This is a genomic window from Kitasatospora sp. NPDC024654 (genome assembly GCF_055559155.1).
Map to the genome: position 1 here is coordinate 234,422 of NZ_JBVHLF010000001.1, position 18,894 is coordinate 253,315.

20 protein-coding genes and 1 pseudogene are annotated in these 18,894 nt (G+C 73.5%); 12 read left to right on the forward strand and 9 right to left on the reverse strand.

Annotated features, from left to right (window positions below):
• The first annotated feature begins 143 nt into the window (after positions 1-143).
• The 8 genes from ACZ38L_RS01025 to ACZ38L_RS01060 all read left to right on the forward strand — a co-directional run bounded on the left by ACZ38L_RS01025 (position 144) and on the right by ACZ38L_RS01060 (position 5,817).
• Positions 144-1,742 (forward strand): ABC-F family ATP-binding cassette domain-containing protein, encoded by a 1,599-nt coding sequence (locus tag ACZ38L_RS01025; protein WP_465687945.1) that lies wholly within the window; start codon positions 144-146, stop codon positions 1,740-1,742.
• Positions 1,743-2,132: 390 nt separating this feature from the next.
• Positions 2,133-2,366, forward strand: coding sequence for a helix-turn-helix domain-containing protein (locus ACZ38L_RS01030; protein WP_035843861.1), 234 nt, complete (start codon positions 2,133-2,135; stop codon positions 2,364-2,366).
• Positions 2,367-2,615: 249 nt separating this feature from the next.
• Positions 2,616-3,425 (forward strand): enoyl-CoA hydratase/isomerase family protein, encoded by an 810-nt coding sequence (locus tag ACZ38L_RS01035; protein WP_465687947.1) that lies wholly within the window; start codon positions 2,616-2,618, stop codon positions 3,423-3,425.
• A gap of 149 nt (positions 3,426-3,574) precedes the next feature.
• Positions 3,575-4,048: an Asp23/Gls24 family envelope stress response protein gene (locus tag ACZ38L_RS01040; RefSeq protein WP_465687949.1), complete on the forward strand. Its 474-nt coding sequence runs from the start codon at positions 3,575-3,577 to the stop codon at positions 4,046-4,048.
• Between the two features lie 35 nt (positions 4,049-4,083).
• On the forward strand, positions 4,084-4,275 hold the full coding sequence (locus ACZ38L_RS01045; protein WP_465687951.1) for a hypothetical protein: 192 nt from the start codon (positions 4,084-4,086) through the stop codon (positions 4,273-4,275).
• Positions 4,276-4,322: 47 nt separating this feature from the next.
• Positions 4,323-4,619 (forward strand): hypothetical protein, encoded by a 297-nt coding sequence (locus tag ACZ38L_RS01050; protein ID WP_465687953.1) that lies wholly within the window; start codon positions 4,323-4,325, stop codon positions 4,617-4,619.
• Positions 4,616-5,170, forward strand: coding sequence for a DUF6286 domain-containing protein (locus tag ACZ38L_RS01055; protein ID WP_465687955.1), 555 nt, complete (start codon positions 4,616-4,618; stop codon positions 5,168-5,170). The genes ACZ38L_RS01050 and ACZ38L_RS01055 overlap by 4 nt, the downstream gene beginning before the upstream one ends.
• Positions 5,167-5,817, forward strand: a complete 651-nt coding sequence (locus tag ACZ38L_RS01060) for an alkaline shock response membrane anchor protein AmaP (RefSeq protein WP_465687957.1) — start codon at positions 5,167-5,169, stop codon at positions 5,815-5,817. The genes ACZ38L_RS01055 and ACZ38L_RS01060 overlap by 4 nt, the downstream gene beginning before the upstream one ends.
• A gap of 176 nt (positions 5,818-5,993) precedes the next feature.
• Here ACZ38L_RS01060 and ACZ38L_RS01065 read toward each other — a convergent pair whose 3' ends face one another.
• Both ACZ38L_RS01065 and ACZ38L_RS01070 read right to left on the reverse strand, forming a co-directional pair.
• Entirely contained in the window at positions 5,994-6,764 is a 771-nt protein-coding gene (locus ACZ38L_RS01065) for an SDR family oxidoreductase (RefSeq protein WP_465687959.1), read from the reverse strand.
• Between the two features lie 84 nt (positions 6,765-6,848).
• Complete coding sequence (locus tag ACZ38L_RS01070) at positions 6,849-7,853, reverse strand: DEDDh family exonuclease (RefSeq protein WP_465687961.1); 1,005 nt, start codon at positions 7,851-7,853, stop codon at positions 6,849-6,851.
• A gap of 178 nt (positions 7,854-8,031) precedes the next feature.
• On the opposite strand from ACZ38L_RS01070, the gene ACZ38L_RS01075 reads away from it, so the two are divergent.
• Both ACZ38L_RS01075 and moaA read left to right on the forward strand, forming a co-directional pair.
• Positions 8,032-9,075, forward strand: a complete 1,044-nt coding sequence (locus tag ACZ38L_RS01075) for a zinc-dependent alcohol dehydrogenase family protein (protein WP_465687963.1) — start codon at positions 8,032-8,034, stop codon at positions 9,073-9,075.
• Between the two features lie 358 nt (positions 9,076-9,433).
• The gene (gene moaA / locus ACZ38L_RS01080) at positions 9,434-10,423 is read left to right on the forward strand and encodes a GTP 3',8-cyclase MoaA (RefSeq protein ID WP_465688025.1); all 990 of its coding nucleotides are present in this window, start codon (positions 9,434-9,436) and stop codon (positions 10,421-10,423) included.
• Between the two features lie 13 nt (positions 10,424-10,436).
• On the opposite strand, the gene ACZ38L_RS01085 is transcribed toward moaA, so the two are convergent.
• From ACZ38L_RS01085 to ACZ38L_RS01110, 6 genes and pseudogenes are all read right to left on the reverse strand, one after another.
• Positions 10,437-10,688: a hypothetical protein gene (locus tag ACZ38L_RS01085; RefSeq protein ID WP_465687965.1), complete on the reverse strand. Its 252-nt coding sequence runs from the start codon at positions 10,686-10,688 to the stop codon at positions 10,437-10,439.
• A 303-nt stretch (positions 10,689-10,991) separates the two neighbouring features.
• Positions 10,992-11,360 carry a DUF3099 domain-containing protein gene (locus tag ACZ38L_RS01090; protein WP_396560359.1) on the reverse strand — a complete coding sequence of 123 codons (369 nt, stop codon included), beginning with the start codon at positions 11,358-11,360 and terminating at the stop codon, positions 10,992-10,994.
• A 122-nt stretch (positions 11,361-11,482) separates the two neighbouring features.
• A pseudogene (locus ACZ38L_RS01095) lies at positions 11,483-12,016 on the reverse strand (RNA 2'-phosphotransferase); the annotation flags it as partial.
• 15 nt (positions 12,017-12,031) lie between these two features.
• Positions 12,032-13,456: a metallopeptidase TldD-related protein gene (locus ACZ38L_RS01100; RefSeq protein ID WP_465687968.1), complete on the reverse strand. Its 1,425-nt coding sequence runs from the start codon at positions 13,454-13,456 to the stop codon at positions 12,032-12,034.
• Positions 13,456-15,009, reverse strand: coding sequence for a TldD/PmbA family protein (locus tag ACZ38L_RS01105; protein ID WP_465687970.1), 1,554 nt, complete (start codon positions 15,007-15,009; stop codon positions 13,456-13,458). Before ACZ38L_RS01105 ends, ACZ38L_RS01100 begins: the two co-directional genes overlap by 1 nt.
• A 151-nt stretch (positions 15,010-15,160) precedes the next feature.
• Positions 15,161-16,306, reverse strand: a complete 1,146-nt coding sequence (locus tag ACZ38L_RS01110; protein WP_465687972.1) for an MBL fold metallo-hydrolase — start codon at positions 16,304-16,306, stop codon at positions 15,161-15,163.
• Between the two features lie 271 nt (positions 16,307-16,577).
• Here ACZ38L_RS01110 and fabG point away from each other — a divergent pair, with 271 nt between their 5' ends.
• Positions 16,578-17,297, forward strand: a complete 720-nt coding sequence (gene fabG, locus ACZ38L_RS01115) for a 3-oxoacyl-[acyl-carrier-protein] reductase (protein ID WP_396560645.1) — start codon at positions 16,578-16,580, stop codon at positions 17,295-17,297.
• Positions 17,298-17,301: 4 nt separating this feature from the next.
• Positions 17,302-18,069: an enoyl-ACP reductase FabI gene (gene fabI / locus ACZ38L_RS01120; RefSeq protein WP_465687975.1), complete on the forward strand. Its 768-nt coding sequence runs from the start codon at positions 17,302-17,304 to the stop codon at positions 18,067-18,069.
• 67 nt (positions 18,070-18,136) lie between these two features.
• Here the strand turns inward: fabI and ACZ38L_RS01125 are convergent, their stop codons facing one another.
• Entirely contained in the window at positions 18,137-18,814 is a 678-nt protein-coding gene (locus tag ACZ38L_RS01125; protein WP_396560648.1) for a FadR/GntR family transcriptional regulator, read from the reverse strand.
• Positions 18,815-18,894 lie beyond the last annotated feature (80 nt).

An 18,894-nucleotide genomic window follows, 5' to 3' on the forward strand; every position in this document is an offset into this window, starting at 1 on the left:
TCCCGGTCCGCGCCCCTCGGGCCCGGCCGGTGTGCGCCGTCACGCCGTCCAGTACGCCCCAGACCCCCGCCGCACCCCCGTGCCCGCATCGCCCCGCCCACCGGCGCGGCCCGGGCCGCCAGCCCCAGGAGCCCTTTCCAGCCATGATTTCGGCCAACGCCCTCGAACTGCGCGCCGGCGCCCGCATCCTCATCGAGTCCGCCAGCTTCCGGGTCGCCCCGGGCGACCGGATCGGCCTGGTCGGCCGCAACGGCGCGGGCAAGACCACGTTGACCAAGGTCCTGGCCGGTGACGGCCTGCCGGCGGCCGGCACGGTCACCCGTTCCGGCGAGATCGGCTACCTGCCGCAGGACCCGCGCACCGGCGACCTGGACGTGCTGGCCCGCGACCGGATCCTCTCCGCCCGCGGCCTCGACCTCGTGCTGAAGAAGATGCGCGAGAACGAGGACCGGATGGCCAACGGCAAGGGCGCCACCCGCGACAACGCGATGAAGAAGTACGCCCGCCTGGAGACCGAGTTCCTCACCAAGGGCGGGTACGCCGCCGAGGCCGAGGCCGCCACCATCGCCGCCGCGCTCGGCCTGCCGGACCGGATCCTCGGCCAGCAGCTGCACACCCTCTCCGGCGGTCAGCGGCGCCGCGTCGAGCTGGCCCGGATCCTCTTCTCGGACTCCGACGTGCTGCTGCTCGACGAGCCCACCAACCACCTCGACGCCGACTCGATCGCCTGGCTGCGGGACTTCCTGAAGACCTACAAGGGCGGCTTCATCGTCATCTCGCACGACGTCGAACTGGTCGAGACGGTCGTCAACAAGGTCTTCTACCTGGACGCCAACCGCTCCTGCATCGACATCTACAACATGGGCTGGAAGCAGTACCAGCAGCAGCGCGAGGACGACGAGAAGCGCCGCAAGCGCGAGCGGGCCAACGCCGAGAAGAAGGCCGCCACCCTCAACGCGCAGGCCGACAAGATGCGTGCCAAGGCGACCAAGACGGTCGCCGCGCAGAACATGGCCCGCCGGGCCGAGAAGCTGCTCTCCGGCCTGGAGCAGGTCCGTGCCTCCGACAAGGTCGCCAAGCTGCGCTTCCCCGACCCGGCGCCGTGCGGCAAGACCCCGCTGACCGCCAGCGACCTGTCCAAGTCCTACGGCTCGCTGGAGATCTTCGCGGGCGTCGACCTGGCGATCGACCGCGGCTCGCGGGTGGTCGTGCTCGGCCTCAACGGCGCCGGCAAGACCACCCTGCTGCGGATGCTGGCCGGCGTCGAGCAGCCGGACACCGGCGAGGTCATCCCGGGCCACGGCCTGAAGATCGGCTACTACGCCCAGGAGCACGAGACGCTCGACCCCGAGCGGACCGTGCTGGAGAACATGCGGTCCTCGGCGCCGGACACCGACCTGGTGCAGATCCGCAAGATCCTCGGCTCGTTCCTGTTCTCCGGCGACGACGTGGACAAGCCGGCCGGCGTGCTCTCCGGCGGGGAGAAGACCCGACTGGCGCTGGCCTCACTGGTGGTCTCCAGCGCCAACGTGCTGCTGCTCGACGAGCCCACCAACAACCTCGACCCGGCCAGCCGCGAGGAGATCCTCGGCGCGCTGCGCTCCTTCACCGGCGCGGTGGTGCTGGTCACCCACGACGAGGGCGCGGTGGACGCGCTCCAGCCGGAGCGGATCATCCTGCTGCCGGACGGTGTCGAGGACCTGTGGAGCCCGGCCTACCACGACCTGGTCTCGCTGGCCTGAGTCGACCGCCGGGGCGGGTCCTCCCTCCGCTTCCCGCCGCCCGTGACCGCTCGCCGGTCACGGGCGCTCGTTTGTCGTAGACACGCGCTCCTGCATCCGGCCGAGGAATTCTCATCTTCCCGGCGTGTCCGGGAATGCGGGGGTCAGGGATTCCGTTTTAGGCCGCACCGTCCTCATCCGGTGACCCGCCCGACCCTGCTGATCAGCTCTTTCGTCCCGGCGGGCGGATTTTCCCGGGGGCGCGCACACCCAGGGTGAGCGCTCTGCTGCGCTCGGGATTCCTCCGATTGCCGCCGGATTCCTGCGACGGACCTTGTCGAATGGGTGGCCAGGACGCTGGGGATGGGTGATCATGGGAATCTGACCGAGCACAGCTACGAGGAGGCACGGGTGGCCGAGACTCTGAAAAAGGGCAGCCGGGTGACTGGTGCCGCGCGTGAGAAGCTCGCGGCCGAGTTGAAGAAGAAGTACGACTCCGGGGCGAGCATTCGCGCGCTGGCGGAGGAGACCGGCCGCTCGTACGGCTTCGTGCACCGCATGCTGAGCGAGTCCGGGGTGAACCTCCGGGGCCGCGGTGGCGCTACGCGTGGCAAGGCCAAGGCTGCTGCGGCAGCCGGTTCCTGACGGTTCGTCAGATCCACTCGGGACCGAGCCGACGGGCAGACCCCCGGTCGGCGGGTTGAGCGGCACCATCAGGTCCCGGGGGTCCATCGGCAGCTTCAGGCGCATCGGCGACCGGTCCAGGTATCCGTCCGGCCGCCGATCGTCATGTCCAGGCGGGGTCGGTTCTCAGCCGCCGGGCAATAAGTTACTCTCCGGTAGAAGCCGTGGGCAGCGCACTGGGGCCTGCCCGGACGATCGCCGGAGGTGCCCATGACCGCGCCCGTCTCCACCCCCCTCCCTCCCGACTCCTGGGAGGAGGTCGGCGTCCGGCTGGAGGTCGAGGGTGAACTCGCCACGGTGACGCTCTGTCACCCGAACCGCCGCAACGCCCAGACCCCCGCCATGTGGCGGGCGCTCGCCGCGGTCGGCCGCGAGCTGCCCGGCACCGTGCGGGTGGTGCTGCTCCGGGCCGAAGGGGTCTCCTTCTCGGCCGGCCTGGACCGGGCCATGTTCAACCCCGAGGGGATCCCCGGCGAGCTGGGCTTCGCCGCGCTGGCCGCCAGTGCGGACGACGAGCTGGACGCGGCGATCGCCACCTTCCAGGAGGCCTTCACCTGGTGGCGCCGGCCGGACGTGATCACCATCGCCGCGGTCCAGGGGCACGCGGTGGGCGCCGGCTTCCAGTTGGCCCTCGCCTGTGACCTGCGGATCTGTGCCGAGGACGCCCAGTTCTCGATGCGCGAGACCTCGCTCGGCCTGGTCCCCGACCTGGCCGGCACCAAGCCGCTGACCGATCTGGTCGGTTACGGCCGGGCGCTGGAGATCTGCGCCACCGGCCGCTGGGTCGGCGCCGCCGAGGCGGTCGCCAGTGGGCTGGCCAACCTCGCGGTGCCGAACGGCGAGCTCGACGCCGCCGCCCGGGACCTCGCCGCCGCGCTGCTCGCCGCGCCGCGCAACGCGGTGATCGAGACCAAGGCGCTGCTGCGGGGTGCCGGCGACCGCACCTACGACGAGCAGCGGACGGCCGAGCGGGCCGCCCAGGCCCGCCGGCTGCGCGACCTGGCGGGCATCGGGGACTGACCGAGAGCGCACTCGCGGGCCCGGCTCCGGTGGGAGCCGGGCCCGCGGCGTTGGGGTCGTCGTGCTCCACGGGCGGGCTTCGTGGCGGAATGTCACAGTTAGTGCAGACTGCGGTATAGCTGGACCTTGCTGACCGAGGAGGCACCCTCATGCCCGACACCCCCAAGCCGTCCGACCTCGACAAGCACGCGGCCGCGCACACCGGCCCGGCCACCGGGGGACCCGGCCGCACGGTGCTGGCCGACGGTGTGGTGGAGAAGATCGCCGGCATGGCCGCCCGCGAGGTGAGCGGGATCCACGCGCTGGGCTCCGGGCTGGCCCGGACCTTCGGCGTGGTGCGGGACCGGGGCCCCGGCGGCCGCCCCGGCGTCTCCCGGGGGGTCAAGGCCGAGGTCGGGGAGAAGCAGGCGGCGATCGACATCGCGCTGGTCGTCGAGTACGGCGTGGTCATCCCCGAGGTGGCCGCCGTCGTCCGCCGCAACATCATCGGCGCGGTGGAGCGGATGACCGGTCTGGAGGTCGTCGAGGTGAACATCGCGGTCGACGACGTGCACCTGCCCTACGAGCAGGACGACGACGAGGACGAGCAGCCCCCCACCGAGCGCCGCGCCCGCGTCCAGTAGTCCCCGCCGGCCCCCGCACCCGCACGGAGACCACGATGAATCTCGCCCCCGTCGGCATGCTGGCCGGCATGGCCCTGGGCTTCGCCGGCTACTTCGGCGGGTTCGCCGCCTTCCTGCTGGTGGCCGTGCTCGGTGCGATCGGCTTCGCGGTCGGGTGGCTGCTCGAGGCGGACGTCCGTCTGGGCGACCTCGGGGACCTGCTGCGCCGCCGCGACCGGCGCCGCTGATGGCCGCGGCGACGGGGTGGTCCGCTCCGCCCGCGCAGCGTGGGCGGTTGCGGATCGCCGACCGGGTGCTCGGGCGGATCGCCGGGCAGGCGGCGCGGGAGGCGCTGGCGGTGGCCGGGGTCGGAGCCGGGAAGGCGCCGCGGGCCACGGTCGTGGTGGTGGACGGGGTGGCCCGGGTGCGGGTGGGGGTGGACCTGCCGTTCCCGGACGACCTGGTGGGGTGGGCGGCGGCGGTCCGGGGCGCGGTGGCCGAACGGGTGGCGGCGCTGACCGGGATTCCGATCGGCGAGGTGCTCGTGGTGGTCGAGCGGCTGCACCTGGCGACGGACGGGGGCGGGGCGTGACCGGCACCGGGCGCGTGCCGCGGGTGCCCAGGGCGGCGCGCGAGCGGACGGCTGCGCTGGTGGCGCTGGTCGTACTGGTGGCCGCGGGGACGCTGCTGTACGACGTGGCGGTGGTGCGGGCCGGCGGGCGGGCCGAGGCGTGGCGCGGTTGGCTGGCCCGCGAGCTGGCCGCCCGGCGGCTGGACTCACCGTGGGTGCTCGGCACGGCCGGGTTCGTGGTGCTGCTCGGCGGCGGGCTCTTCGCGCTGGCCGTCCGGCGCGGGAACGGTCGGTGGCTCGCGTTGGCGCGGGAGCCCGGGGTGGTGATCGAGCGGGCCGGGGTGGCGGCGCTGCTGGAGGCGCGGGCGCTGGAACTGACCATGGTCGCCGCGGCCCGGGCCCGGGTGGGGCGGCGGCGCGCCCGGGTGACCGTGCGGGGGAGCGCCGACCTGGCCGGGGCGCGCCGGGAGCTCGGGGAGGAGCTGGCCCGGATCGGGTTGGTCCGGCCGCCGCGGCTCACCGTCCGGGGACGTCCGGCGCGGCGCCGCCGGGGCCGGGCGGGCGTCCGATGAGCCGATCCGCCGTCAACCGCGTGCTGCTCGGCCTGGTCGGGCTGGTCCTGCTGCTCGCCGGGCTGCTGGTGCTGGCCGGTGGGCTCGACCTCTACCGGCACTGGCGGCTCGCGCCGCCCGCCCACTGGCCGTGGACCTCGCCCGACCAGGCGGCGCTGAGCCGGGCCGCGCGGACCCGCTGGCGGGATCGGGAGTGGTGGTGGCCGGCCGTGATCGGCGGGCTCGCACTGGTCACGCTCGGTGCGCTGGGTGCGTCGGCCCGGCTGCTCGCTCGACTGCTCCGCCCCGGGCCGGCCGAGCTGACGCTGCCCACGCCGGACACGCCGGGGCTCACCCTGCGGCTGCGCGGCACGGCACTGACCGGTGCGATGGAGGCGTCGGCGGTGGCGCTGCCCGAAGTGACGGCGGCCCGGGTCCGGTTGCTGGGGCGCGCGCCGGGGCTGCGGTGGCGGGCGGTCCTGCTGCTGGCGCCGGGCGCGGATCCGCACGCTGCGGTGCGGGCGTTCCGGACGGGGCCGCTGGCGCGGGGCGCCGCCGCGCTGGACGGGCTGCCGGACCCGGCGTTGGACCTGCGGATCCGCGTCGCGCACCCGCCGGCCGTGCCGGAGGGGCAGCCGTGCGGGGAGGAGCGGCCACGGGTGGTGTGAGGGGTGGGGAGTCGCCGCGGGGCCTGCGCGGGGGCGGGGTGTGTCGTGCGGCCCCGGCTCCCGGCTTCGCCGGGCCGGAAGGGCGGCGAAGCCGGGGCCGGCCATCCGAGCGGTTCTGGTGGTTGGGCGCGGGTGGCGCGCGGGGCTCGGGCGTCCCCGCTGGCGCGGGGGAGGCGCTACAGGGCGTGCAGGGCACCGCCGTCGACCGGGAGCATCAGGCCGGTGAGGTAGGAGGCGGCCGGGGAGAGCGCGAAGGCGGCCACCTTGCCGAACTCCTCCGGGGTCCCGTAGCGACCCAGCGGGATGCCCGCGGTGGCGCTCTCGCGGGCGGCGGCCGGGTCGCTGCTCATGGCATCCAGCTCGCGCACCCGGTCGGTGTCGATCCGGGCGGGCAGCAGGCCGAGCACCCGGATGCCGCGCGGGCCGAGTTCGTTGGCGAGTGACTTGGCGGCCATCGCCAGGCCCGGGCGCAGGCCGTTGGAGATGCCGAGCCCGTTGATCGGCTCGTAGACCGAGGTGGAGAGCACGAAGCCGATCACCCCGCCCGCACCGAGCGTCCCGGCCGCCGTCCGGGCGATCCGCAGCGCGCCCAGGAAGACGGATTCGAAGGCGGTCCGCCAGGCCTCGTCGGTGGCCGAGAACACCGGGCCGGCGGCGGGCCCACCGACGCTGATCAGCACACCGTCCAGCCGGCCGAAGCGCTCGACGGCGGTGGTGACCAGCCGCTCGGCGGTCTGCGGGGCGGCGTTGTCGGCGACCAGACCCGCTACCGCGCCGTTGCCGTCGCGGGTGCTGAGGGCCTCGACGGCGGCGTCCACCGCCGCGGGCTCGCGGCCGGTCAGCAGTACCCGCGCGCCGTCGGCCACCAGCTCGCGGGCCGCGGCGAAGCCCAGCCCCCGGGTTCCCCCGGTGACCACGTAAACCCTGTCCTGAAGTCCGAGATCCATGGGCGCAATCCTGCCGTAGGAGGCGGGAGGGGGGAGCTCAGGGCCGGCTGGCACGACGCGCACGCCCGGCGGGAGGTGGAGTCGCTAGCTTCCCGGGTGGGGGGCGACGTCGGCGAGGAGTTGCAGGAAGGCGTCCTCGCCGATCACCGGGGTGCCGACCTCGCGGGCCTTGCGGGCCTTGCCGCTCCAGCTGCCGGGCTCGTTGGTGACCAGCAGGCTGGTGAGCCGGCTCACCGAGGAGGCGATGTGCAGCCCGGCGGCGATCGCGCGGTCCTCCAGCAGTTCACGGTCGGTCGCGGTGTCGCCGGTGATGGCCACCCGCATGCCCTGGACCAGCGGACCGCCCGGCCGCCAGCGGCCGGGGTTGGGGTGGGGGCACGGCGGGCGCTTGCGGCTGGGCCGGTAGGAGGAGGACGCGGAGGAGCTCCAGGAGCCGCGCGCCGGGGACTGGCCACCGCCGCCGGGGGTGTCCTCGCCCAGGTCGGTCACCGCGACGCAGTTGGTCAGCGGGAGCGGGATACCGCCGCTGAGCGCCAGTTGCAGGCTGGGACGGAACGCCTCGGCCAGCACCCGCGCGTCGTCCAGGGCGTTGTGCGCGTTGCGCTGGCGGACCCCGAAGTACTCGGCGAGGGTGGAGAGCTTGCCGTTGGGCAGCGGCAGCCCGAGGTCCCGAGAGAGCACCATGGTGCAGAGCCGCTGGTCCACCGGTGCCCGCAGCCCGGCGCGGGAGTACTCACGGGAGATCATGTTCCAGTCGAAGAGCGCGTTGTGGGCCACCATCACCCGGCCGGTCAGCCGGGTGCTCAGCTCGTCGGCGATCTCCGGGAAGGTGGGCGCGTCGGCCAGCATCGCGCTGGTGAGGCCGTGGATCCAGACCGGGCCGGGGTCGCGCAGCGGGTTGACCAGGGTGTACCAGTGGTCGAGCACCTCGCCCTGGGCGTCCAGCCGGTAGACACCGGCCGAGATGACCCGGTCGGTGCGGCCCAGTCCGGTGGTCTCGACGTCGACCACCGCGTAACCCGTGGGGGTTTCGGGTGCACCGGTGCGCTGCGGGGGGATCGGGCCGAGCGAGGGCTGGAGCGGATGCATGGTGCACCAGCTTAAGGGTCGGCGCGGGGGCCGCCGTGCGGCCTGGGAGCGGGCGGGCAGGCGAGCCCGCACAAGCGTCGGGTGGGACTGGACGGGAATAGAGTGGCTAGCGGGGTGGTCATATGGGCGGAGTATTCAGTTCCGTTCAATCCCGAGCTCTCCGTGAGAGGCATCCGCCATGCGCGCCACCGTGATCCACGGCCCCAATAACATCCGGATCGAGGAGGTCCCCGACCCCGTGATCCAGCAGCCCACCGACGCCGTGGTCCGGGTGGCCAACGCCTGCATCTGTGGCAGCGACCTGTGGGCCTACCGCGGCGTCGCCGAGCGCGAGCCCGGCCAGCGGATCGGCCACGAGTTCCTGGGCTTCGTCGAGGCGGTCGGCTCCGAGGTCTCCGACGTCAAGCCGGGCGACTTCGTGGTCGCGCCGTTCGTCTGGTCGGACGGCGTCTGTGACTTCTGTCGCGAGGGCCTGCAGACCTCCTGCCCGCACGGCGGGTTCTGGGGCAGCGTCGGCTCGGACGGCGGCCAGGGCGAGGCGGTCCGGGTGCCGTTCGCGGACGGCACGCTGGTCCGGCTGCCGAAGGACGCGGCGACCGACCAGGCCCTGCTGCCCCACCTGCTCGCGCTCTCCGACGTGATGGCCACCGGCCACCACGCGGCGGTGTCCGCCGGGGTCCGGCAGGGTGGCACGGTCGCGGTGGTCGGCGACGGCGCGGTCGGCCTGTGCGGTGTGCTGGCGGCCCGCCGGCTGGGCGCCGGCCGGATCATCGCCCTCGGCCGCCACCAGGCCCGCACCGACCTGGCCCGCAAGTTCGGCGCCACCGACGTGGTGGCCGAGCGCGGCGAGGCGGCGATCGAGGCGGTCCGCGAGCTGACCGGCGGGCAGGGCGCGCACGCCGTGCTGGAGGCGGTGGGCACCGAGGAGTCGATGCGCACCGCGATCTCGATCACCCGGGACGGCGGCGGGGTCGGCTACGTGGGGGTGCCGCACGGTGGCAGCGCGGGCGTGGACATCGGCCAGATGTTCGGCCGGAACATCTCGCTCGGCGGCGGCGTCGCCCCGGCCCGCGCCTACATCCCCGAGCTGCTCGCCGACGTGCTCAACGGGACCATCGACCCCGGCCTGGTCTTCGACCGCACGGTCGACCTGGACGGCGTTCCGGACGGCTACCGCGCGATGGACGACCGCACGGCGCTGAAGGTCCGGATCGCCTTCTGATCGACCGTCAGAATACGAGGGGACAGGGCTCGTTGGTGGTGTCGTCCGGTCGGCCCGTCCGGGGGGCGTGCCCGGTGACGGCCTCGGCCGGTTCCGCCCGGGCGTTCCGCGTGCCGGCGGGGCCGGAGGTGTTCGAGTACGGTGGGTCGCCGGCCGATCGCGATCCGGTGCCCTCGGCCGGGGCCGCCGATCGGGAGAAGTACGCTGAACTGGAAGTCCGATCCCGCACCGGGCCGGAGCCCACCAGATCCCATCGGTCGGACGGCCCACGGGCGCCGTCCGACGCTCCGGATAAGCTGGCCCGGCCCGTCGCACCGGCGGACCGGGCCACGCCGACTCCGGAAGGGGGGTGCGCACCGTGCTTCTCGACACCTTCGGTCGTCGGGCGGTTGACCTGCGGGTCTCCCTCACCGACCGGTGCAACCTGCGCTGTACCTACTGCATGCCGGAGGAGGGGATGCAGTGGCTGGGCAAGGCCAACCTGCTGACCGACGAGGAGATCGTCCGGCTGGTCGGTCTGGCGGTGCGTGACCTGGGCGTGCGCGAGGTGCGCTTCACCGGCGGTGAGCCGTTGCTGCGGCCCGGGGTGGTGGGCATCGTGCGGGCCTGCGCCGAGCTGGAGCCGCGCCCCGAGCTGTCGATCACCACCAACGGCATCGGGCTGGCCAGGACGGCCCACGCGCTGCGGGAGGCCGGGCTGGACCGGGTCAACGTCTCGCTGGACACCCTGGACCCGGAGACCTTCTTCAGACTGAGCCGGCGCCGCAGGCTGCCCGACGTGCTGGCCGGCCTGGCCGCCGCCGAGGCCGCCGGGCTGACCCCGGTGAAGCTCAACGCCGTGCTGATGCGCGGGCTCAACGACCACGAGGCCGCCGACCTGCTCGCCTGGAGCCTGGATCACGGGTACGAGCTGCGCTTCATCGAGCAGATGCCGCTGGACGCCCAGCACGGCTGGACCCGCTCGGGGATGATCACCGCCGAGGAGATCCTGGAGCGGCTCTCCGCCCGGTTCACGCTGACCCCCGAGCCCGCGGCGGCGCGCGGCGCGGCGCCGGCCGAGCGCTGGCTGGTCGACGGCGGTCCGCAGCGGGTCGGCGTGATCGCCTCGGTGACCCGGCCGTTCTGCCGGGACTGCGACCGCACCCGGCTGACCGCCGACGGTCAGGTCCGCAACTGCCTCTTCGCGCGGGAGGAGACGGACCTGCGCGGCGCGCTGCGGGCGGGCGCCTCGGACGCCGAGCTGGGTGCGCTCTGGCGGGCGGCGATGTGGGGCAAGAAGGCGGGGGCGGGGATAGACAACCCGGAGTTCCTCCAGCCCGAGCGCCCGATGTCGGCGATCGGCGGCTGACGCCGAGGAGACCTCAGCTCTGCTCGGGGTCGGTCCAGTCGGCCAGCGCGACGACCTCCTTGAGGAAGCCCCGGACGCCGAGGAACTGCGAGAGCGACTCGCGGTGCTCCTCGCAGGCCAGCCAGGTCTTGCGGCGCTCGGGGGCGTGCAGCTTGGGGTTGTTCCAGGCCAGCACCCAGGCGGCGGCGTTCCGGCAGCCCTTGGCCGAGCACTTGGGGGGTCCGGCCGGGCCGTCCGCCGCGCTGCCGAAGAAGTCGATGCTCATGATCGTCAGTCTCTCACCCCGGTTTCCGCCGCGGACGAGCCGACCGTGGACGATCCCGTCGCGGACATGACGACGCCGGGCAGCCACGGGGGGAGCCGCCCGGCGTCGGTCCGTCGCTCCGACGGGGGATGCGGAGCGCGTACGCAGTATGTCACGAAGGCATGGGGGCTTGGCTAGGCCTGCCAAGATTTATTTGAGGATCGCTTGAGGTTTCGGCCCAGTAAATGTCAACAGAAGTGGACAAACGGACGCTAATTCCAGTGAAACTCGAGCCGGTCTCGCCACTCCCCCGAGTACGGAGAGTCAACTTGCGCTGGAGTGACCCTCGGGTCTCGCGGGACTGTCCACCCGCCCGCCGCCCCCGGTGCCACCCGGGCCGAGCATCAGCGGGGTGTCGGCCGGCACGTCGAAGGTGCTCGGCAGGCCCGGGGCCTTCTCCCGGCCCGCGTTGGCGATGATCACCGCGAAGTACGGCAGCAGTACGCCGGCGGCCAGCGCGCCGAAGGCCACGTACCGTTGCACGTTCCACAGCACCACCGCGAGCAGCACGCAGGCCGTGCGGATCAGCATCGAGATGACGTAGCGGCGCTGTCGCCCCCGCACGTCCTCGGTCAGGCTGGTCCGAGCCCCGGTGATCCGGAACACCCGGCCGCCGTCCGTGTTTCTGCTCACTCGTCACCCGCCGCCTTCGACAACCACCCGCGCGACACCGATTCCGCCCGGTTCCCCCACGGTACGCCGGACAACTCCGGCAAACGAGACCGGGTACCGGCCGACCCGCCTCGGTCCCGGGTCAGAAAGGCCGGCGGGACCCGGTCGGTGAGCCAGACACCGTTCGCGCTGACCCGGAACCGGTGGCCGGCCGCGGCCAGCGCGGCGGCGTCCACCCGCAGCACCACCGGCCGGCCGTGCCGGGCGCCGACCCGGAGCGCGGTCCCCGGATCGGCCGACAGGTGGACGTCCTGACGGCCCATCGGTCGCAGGCCCTCGTGGAAGATCGCCGCGAGCGAGCCCTGCGCGGTGCCGTGGTACAGCACCGCCGGCGGCTCGGCGGCGGCCAACCCCAGGTCAACCTCGATCGAGTGGCCCTGGTTGGCGCGGATCCGCCGGCCGTCCGCGGAGTAGCCGAAGCGTTGCTTGTCGTTCGTCGCCACCACGTGGTCCAGCTGCTCGCGGGTCAGCCGGGTGCCGCGCCGGGCGAAGGCGGTGAGCAGGGTGTCCACCTCGACCCAGCCGGCCTCGTCCAGCGTGATGCCCACCGCCCCCGGGTCGTGCCGCAGCACCCGGGAGAGCAGCTTCGAGGTCTTGACCGTGCGCTTCTCGTCCACTCCGCGGACCTCTCCTCAGGACGCCTGGCTGACCGAGCTCATGTTGAAGTCCGGGACGCGGACCGGCGGCATCGCGGCTCGGGTGAACCAGTCGCTCCACTCGCGGGGCAGGCAGCGCTCGGTCCGGCCGACCTCGGTGATCCGGCTCAGCAGGTCGAGCGGGGACTCGTTGAAGCGGAAGTTGTTGACCTCACCGACCACCTGGCCGTCCTCGACCAGGTAGACGCCGTCCCGGGTCAGGCCGGTGAGCAGCATGGTGGCCGGATCCACCTCACGGATGTACCAGAGGCAGGTGAGCAGCAGCCCGCGCTCGGTGCGGGCGACCATCTCCTCCAGGGTGGGCGCGGCGGTCTGGTCGGCGGTCTCCAGCAGCAGGTTGTCGGCGATCGGACGGACCGGCAGGCCGGTCAGGCCGGCCGAGTGCCGGGTGCTCACCAGGTTGGTCAGCTCGCCGTCCCGGATCCAGTCGGTGGCCGTCACCGGCAGGCCGTTGTCGAAGACCGACAGGTCGGCGCCGGAGGAGTGGGCCAGCACGAAGGGCGCGGTGCCCAGCCCGGGGGCGCTGGGGTCCGAGCGGAGGGTCAGCGGCAGGCGGGAGAGCCGCTCGCCCAGCTTGGTCGCCCCGCCCGGCCGGCTGAACGCGGTCCGGCCCTCGGCGGCGTCCCGCGCGCCCATCGACCAGCTCAGGCTGACCATCAGGTCGGCCACCGCGGTGGGCGGCAGCAGCGTCTCGTAGCGACCGGCGGGCAGTTCGATCCGGCGCCGGCCCCAGCGCAGTCGCTCGCTCAGCCGGTCGCCCAGCTCGCCCAGGTCGATGTCGCGGAAGTCGCGGGTGGCCGCGCCGGCCCAGGCCGAGCCGCCGTCGCTCTTGGCGTTGAGCTCGATCATGCCGGTCGGCTGGTCGTGCCGCAGCCGCAGGCCGGTGGAGCTGCCGAGGTAGGTGGAGACCAGCTCGTGCCGGACGAAGCCGTACAGCGCCTCGCCGGCCGACCGGGCCTTGGCGAAGGCGGCGCCCAACTCGGGGGCGAGGTCGCGGAACACCTCGATCGAGGTCTCGGCCGGTGGCGCGGCGAAGTCGGCGGACGGCCGGCCGCCCTGGACCAGCGGCTGGGCGTCCTCGGCCGGGCCGGCCGCGCGGGCGGCGGCCTCGGCGGCCCGGACCAGCTCCGCCAGGTCGGCCGCGGTGACCGCCTCGCGGGCCACCACGCCGGAGGCGGCGCCCTCGGCGCCGTCCACCACGGCGATCACGGTGAGCCGGCGGCCCCGGGTGGCGCCGTTCGTGGTCAGCGCGGCCCCCGGCCTCTGGTCGGGGGCCGCCCAGCGCAGGTTGGCGGTGGTCTCCTCGTCGACGAGCACCACGCAGCCGTCCGCCCGGGACAACTCCAGTGCGCGCTCGACGAGTTCGTGTGGGGCGTTCCCGCCGGTTCCGGTGTCGGACATCAACGACCCGCCTCCTGCTGCGTGTTGAGCACCTTGATCCCCTGGAACAGCGCGGCCGGGCAGCCGTGGCTGACCGCCGCGACCTGACCCGGCTGCGCCTTGCCGCAGTTGAACGCGCCGCCGAGCAGATAGGTCTGCGGGCCGCCGACCGCGGTCATCGAGCCCCAGAAGTCGGTGGTGGTCGCCTGGTAGGCGAAGTCCTTGACCTGGCCGGCCAGTCGGCCGTCGCGGATGGCGTAGGCGCGTTGGCCGGTGAACTGGAAGTTGTACCTCTGCATGTCGATCGACCACGAACGGTCCCCGACGATGTAGAGGCCGTTGTCCACTCCGGCGAAGAGCTCCTCGGTGGCCGGGCCGTCCGGGGCCGGCTGGAGCGAGACGTTGGCCATCCGCTGCACCGGGACGTGCGTGGGGGAGTCGGCGTAGGCGCACCCGTTGGAGCGGCCCAGACCCTTCAGCCTGGCCATCCGGCGGTCCAGTTGGTAGCCGGTCAGGATGCCGTCGGTGACCAGGTCCCAGGACTGGGTGGCGACGCCCTCGTCGTCGTAACCGGTGGTGGCCAGGCCGTGCTCGGCGGTGCGGTCGCCGGTCACGTGCATCAGCTCGGACCCGTAGCGCAGCGTGCCGAGTCGGTCGAAGGTGGCGAACGAGGTGCCGGCGTAGGCGGCCTCGTAGCCGAGCGCGCGGTCCAGCTCGGTGGCGTGGCCGATCGACTCGTGGATCGTCAGCCAGAGGTTGGTCGGGTCGATCACCAGGTCGTAGACGCCGGCCTCGACGCTGGGGGCCTTGACCTTCTCGGCCAGGTACTCGGGCAGCCGGGCCAGTTCGCCCGCCCAGTCCCAGCCGGTGCCCCGCAGGTACTCCCAGCCCCGGCCGGCCGGCGGCGCGACGGTGCGCATCGACTCGAAGGCGCCGGTCCGCTCGTCGACCGAGGTGGCCTCCAGGTCCGGGTGCAGCCGGATCCGCTGCTGGGTGGTGACGGTGCCCGCGGTGTCCGCGTAGAACTTGTTCTCCTGCACGGTCAGCAGGGAGGCCTCGACGTGCGAGACGCCCTCGGCGGCCAGCAGCCGGCTGCTCCAGTCGGCCAGCAGCGCGGTCTTCTCGGCGTCCGGGACGTCGAAGGGGTTGATCTCGTACGCGGAGACCCAGGTCACGTCGGGGTACACCGGCTCGTCGGCCAGCTCGACCCGGTCGCCGCCGCCGGCCGCGCGGCTGACCTCGGCGGAGAGCCGGGCCACCGCGACCGCCTGCTCGGCGACCCTGGCAGCGGAGTCCGTGGTGAGGTCCACGCCGGCCGCGAAGCCCCATGCGCCGTCCAGCAGGACCCGTACCGCGAAGCCCAGTTGGACCGTGTCGGTGGTGCCGGCCGGGCGCGCGTCGCGCAGTCGCCAGGAGGCGCTGCGGACCCGTTCGAGTCGGAAGTCGGCGTGACTGACGCCGAGTTGGCGGGCTCGGTCGAGCGCGGCGGCGGCCAGCGGGCGCAGCGGCAGGGCGAGGAACTGTGGATCGACGGCCTGGCCGTCGCGGTGGGCGCTGCGCGGTGTCGGCGGCATCGGACTCCCTGAGCTGCGGGCGGCGCACCGCCGGCGGGGGATCGTGACGGCGGTGCGGGCGTCCCGGGGCAGGGGCACCCGCACCGCATCATGTCCTGTCACCGGGTTGTTCGGCCAGGCGATTTCGCGGCCGGCGTGGCGGACCGGACGCTCAGGCCAGGCCCTCCCACCAGTGGTCCAGCTCCGGCGGGTCGGCCACGTCCACCCGCTCGCCGGGGCGCGGCACCGCGAGCGGGACGCCCTGCGCCTTGGCCTCCCCGACCAGCCGCTCGATCGGCTCGGACCACCGGTGCAGGCCGAGGTTGAAGGTGCACCAGTGGACCGGCACCAGCAGGCCGCCGTCGAGGTCCCGGTGCGCCAGCACGGCGTCCTCCGGGGTCATGTGGATGTCGGCCCAGGCCGCGTCGTACGCGCCGATCTGCACCAGCGAGGCGTCGAAGGGGCCGTGCTCGGCACCGATCGCCGCATAGCCCTCGAAGTAGCCGGAGTCGCCGGTGTAGAAGACCTTGCGGGTCGGTCCGGCGATCACCCAGGAGCCCCAGAGCGTGGTGTTGCGGGTCAGCGAGCGGCCGGAGAAGTGGTGCGCCGAGGTGAGCGTGACGGTGAGCTCGCCCAGCGTGCAGGTCTCGTTCCAGTCCAGCTCGATGATCCGGTGCTCGGGTACGCCCCAGCGGCGCAGGTGGCCACCGATGCCGAGCGGCACGGCGAACGGCGCGGACTGGCTGAGCACCAGCCGCTTGACGGTCGGCATGTCCAGGTGGTCGTAGTGGTCGTGCGAGATGAGCACCACGTCGACCGCCGGCAGCTCCTCCAGCTCGACCGGGACCGGGTGCAACCGCTTGGGGCCCAGGTGTTCGGAAGGGGAGCAGCGGTCGCTCCAGATCGGGTCCAACAGCACCCGGGCACCCTCCAGTTCGACCAGTGCGGAGGCGTGGCCGTACCAGACGATCTCCACGCCCTCGGCCGGCGGGCGCCCCTCGCCGTCCGGCCGGACGGTCGGCACCGGGAGCACGGGGGTGCGGCCGGCCCGCTCGAAGAGCATCCGCCGCACGGTGGCCCGGTCGACGGTCGGGCCCTCGGCGGCCCGGGCCAGCGTGGAGGGGGTGTTGTGGAAGGTGCCGTTCGCGAACTGCGGGGAGTTCCGGATCCGGGCGTCCCGCTCGGGATCGGGCCGGCGGCCGAACGCGGCCGGGACATCGCGCAGGGCCCAGGCCGCGGCTCCCACCGCGGCGGCCAGCGCGGTGAGGGCCAGCAGCCGGCCCCGGTGCCTGGAGATCGTGGGGTCTGCCTCGGTCATCGGGGCTCCGTCCTGGTCGCTCTCGGTGCGGAGGTGCCGCGCACCGTGAGGGCAACGGGCCTGGCGGCCCGGTTGTTCCCGATCACTAGGATGGATCCGTCCGTGGTCCGGGGTGTGGCCGGATGGTTGTCGGAAGGTGACAGTTCCGCAGCTCATGACCTGTCGAGGCTCGATGCGCCGAGGCCCGGAGCCGACCGATAGCGTCACATTGCGTACGTTCTCCACGTACCGAAACGAACGTACCGACCACGAACTAGGAGAGGTGACACCGTTGAGCCGCTCGGTTCTCGTCACCGGAGGTAACCGGGGCATCGGCCTCGCCATCGCCCAGGCCTTCGCCGAGGCGGGCGACAAGGTCGCCATCACCAGCCGTTCCGGGGAGGTCCCCGAGCAGCTCGCGAAGTACGACGTGCTCGCGGTCCGCTGCGACATCACCGACGCCGCCCAGGTCGACGCCGCCTTCACCGAGATCGAGGGGAAGAACGGTCCGGTCGAGGTGCTGGTCGCCAACGCGGGCATCACCAAGGACGTCCTGATGCTGCGGATGACCGAGGACGACTTCACCCAGGTACTGGACACCAACCTCACCGGTGCCTTCCGGGTGGTCAAGCGTGCCTCCGCGAAGATGCTGCGGGCCCGTCGCGGCCGGGTGGTGCTGGTCTCCTCGGTGGTCGGGCTGACCGGCTCGCCCGGCCAGGCCAACTACGCCGCCTCCAAGGCCGGCCTGGTCGGCTTCGCCCGTTCGCTGGCGCGCGAGTTCGGCCCGCGCGGCGTCACCGTCAACGTGGTCTCGCCCGGCTTCGTGGACACCGACATGACCGCGGTGCTCAGCGAGGAGCGCCGCCAGGAGATCGTCGCGGGGGTGCCGCTGGCCCGTTACGCGGCGCCGGCCGAGATCGCCGCAACCGTGCGGTTCCTCGCCTCCGACGAGGCCGCGTACATCACCGGAGCCGTCATTCCCGTGGACGGCGGATTGGGCATGGGTCACTGATCACATGAGCGGAATTCTTGAGGGCAAGAGGATCCTGGTCACCGGTGTGCTGATGGAGTCCTCCATCGCCTTCCACACCGCCAAGCTGGCCCAGGAGCAGGGTGCCCAGGTCATCCTGACCGCCTTCCCCCGGCCCAGCCTGACCGAGCGGATCGCCAAGAAGCTGCCGGCCCCGGCCAAGGTGCTGGAGCTGGACGTCACCAACACCGAGCACCTGGCCGGCCTGGCCGACCAGGTCCGCGCCGAGCTCGGCGGCCTGGACGGCGTGGTGCACTCAATTGGCTTCGCGCCGCAGGACGCGCTCGGCGGCAACTTCCTGAACACCCCGTGGGAGTCGGTCGCCACCGCGATGCACGTCTCGGCCTACTCGCTGAAGTCGCTGACCATGGCCTGCCTGCCGCTCATGGAGGGCGGCGGCTCGGTGGTCGGCCTGACCTTCGACGCCCAGCTGGCCTGGCCGCAGTACGACTGGATGGGCCCGGCCAAGGCCGCGCTGGAGGCCACCTCCCGCTACCTGGCCCGTGACCTGGGCAAGCAGAACGTCCGCTGCAACCTGGTCTCGGCCGGCCCGATCAAGTCGATGGCGGCCAAGTCGATCCCCGGCTTCGACCAGCTGGCCGACACCTGGAACCACCGCTCGCCGCTGGAGTGGGACGTCACCGACCCCGAGCCGGCCGGCCGCGGCGTGGTCGCCATGCTCTCGGACTGGTTCCCGAAGACCACCGGCGAGATCGTCCACGTGGACGGCGGGCTGCACGCGATCGGCGCCTGACACCCCCTCGGTACGCCGCTGCCCCGGACGCCTTCGGTGTCCGGGGCAGCGCGGTGTCCGGGGTGGGTCAGCCGCGATCGGCCCGTTCGCACGCGCCGATCACGTTCGACGACTCCATCGAGGCCGCCACCGCGTCGCCGGCCCGGATCGCGGCCAGGATCCGGTCGTGCCCGACGTACCGCTCGGGGGAGAGCACCGGCCCGACGTCCTGCCGCAGGTGCGCCCGCAGCACCTCGCCCAGGTCCGCGTAGAGCGCGGCCAGCACGTCGTTGTGGGCGGCGGCCACCACGCTCTGGTGGAAGGCCGCGTCCGTCTGCACGAAGCACTCCGGGTCGCCGCCGAACCAGGCCTCCTCCCGCCGGGCCAGCGCGTTCTCCATCAGCACCAGGTCCCGCTCGGTGCGCCGGGCGGCGGCCAGCGCCGCGGCCGAGGCCTCCAGCGCCGAGCGAAGCTCGGCCACCTGCGCCTGGTCGGCGTCGGAGAACCGCCGGTGCATCACCCCGGCCAGCTCGCTGGTGGCCAGCACGTAGGTGCCGGAACCCTGCCGGATGTCCAGTAGCCCGTTGTGCGCCAGCGCCCGGACCGCCTCGCGCACGGTGTTGCGCGCCACCCCGAGCTGCTCGACCAGGGCGGCCTCGGTCGGGATGCGCGAGCCGACCGGCCACTCGCCCGAGGTGATCTGGGCCCGCAGCTGGGCGATCACCTGGTCGGCCAGCGGGGTGCGCCGGGGCGAGGACAGCGTCATGGGACTCCTTGGTCGCGCGAAGGGCTGGAAGGCTGCGGTGCCGCTGGCACCATCTTCCCTCTCCCGCGCTTCGCTAATTC

Bases quoted from the DNA above. Each gene is read 5' to 3' on its own strand.
- ACZ38L_RS01100 (WP_465687968.1), bottom strand. From the start codon at position 13,456: ATGTCCGACACCGGAACCGGCGGGAACGCCCCACACGAACTCGTCGAG.
- ACZ38L_RS01025 (WP_465687945.1), top strand. From the start codon at position 144: ATGATTTCGGCCAACGCCCTCGAACTGCGCGCCGGCGCCCGCATCCTC.
- ACZ38L_RS01070 (WP_465687961.1), bottom strand. From the start codon at position 7,853: ATGCATCCGCTCCAGCCCTCGCTCGGCCCGATCCCCCCGCAGCGCACC.
- fabI (WP_465687975.1), top strand. From the start codon at position 17,302: ATGAGCGGAATTCTTGAGGGCAAGAGGATCCTGGTCACCGGTGTGCTG.
- ACZ38L_RS01075 (WP_465687963.1), top strand. From the start codon at position 8,032: ATGCGCGCCACCGTGATCCACGGCCCCAATAACATCCGGATCGAGGAG.
- ACZ38L_RS01040 (WP_465687949.1), top strand. From the start codon at position 3,575: ATGCCCGACACCCCCAAGCCGTCCGACCTCGACAAGCACGCGGCCGCG.
- ACZ38L_RS01035 (WP_465687947.1), top strand. From the start codon at position 2,616: ATGACCGCGCCCGTCTCCACCCCCCTCCCTCCCGACTCCTGGGAGGAG.
- ACZ38L_RS01060 (WP_465687957.1), top strand. From the start codon at position 5,167: ATGAGCCGATCCGCCGTCAACCGCGTGCTGCTCGGCCTGGTCGGGCTG.
- ACZ38L_RS01110 (WP_465687972.1), bottom strand. From the start codon at position 16,306: ATGACCGAGGCAGACCCCACGATCTCCAGGCACCGGGGCCGGCTGCTG.
- ACZ38L_RS01085 (WP_465687965.1), bottom strand. From the start codon at position 10,688: ATGAGCATCGACTTCTTCGGCAGCGCGGCGGACGGCCCGGCCGGACCC.
- ACZ38L_RS01105 (WP_465687970.1), bottom strand. From the start codon at position 15,009: ATGCCGCCGACACCGCGCAGCGCCCACCGCGACGGCCAGGCCGTCGAT.
- ACZ38L_RS01125 (WP_396560648.1), bottom strand. From the start codon at position 18,814: ATGACGCTGTCCTCGCCCCGGCGCACCCCGCTGGCCGACCAGGTGATC.
- ACZ38L_RS01045 (WP_465687951.1), top strand. From the start codon at position 4,084: ATGAATCTCGCCCCCGTCGGCATGCTGGCCGGCATGGCCCTGGGCTTC.
- ACZ38L_RS01065 (WP_465687959.1), bottom strand. From the start codon at position 6,764: ATGGATCTCGGACTTCAGGACAGGGTTTACGTGGTCACCGGGGGAACC.